Annotated in this window: 1 pseudogene; it reads right to left on the bottom strand. The window is 47.9% G+C overall.

Annotated elements, in window-relative coordinates:
- Positions 1 to 6: 6 nt before the first annotated feature.
- Positions 7 to 257 (bottom strand): annotated as a pseudogene (locus tag AB4507_RS22995) (transposase); the annotation flags it as partial.

Raw genomic sequence — 257 nt, 5'->3', positions numbered from 1 at the left:
TGGTCACTTATCTATCGATAATAATCGCGCAGAGCGCTCTGCGCGATTATTATCGATAGATAAGTGACCATCGTCGATATAACGAATGAGTTTAGGCCATTGCCCGAGCGTGTACTTTATTGCTTTGCCTAGTGGGCTAGAGCCTATCACCTTCTGGGTTGTCATCCATTGGTAAAGCTCATCCAGTATCGGCTTGGCAAGCGCTTGACGCTCTGCTTTTCGCTCTTCGGCAGGCGCACCTTTTAAGCGTGATTCTA

The organism is Vibrio sp. 10N.222.54.A3, assembly GCF_041474095.1.
Lineage (GTDB): Bacteria > Pseudomonadota > Gammaproteobacteria > Enterobacterales > Vibrionaceae > Vibrio > Vibrio crassostreae_C.
This window is presented reverse-complemented; position numbering and strand designations above follow the sequence as displayed.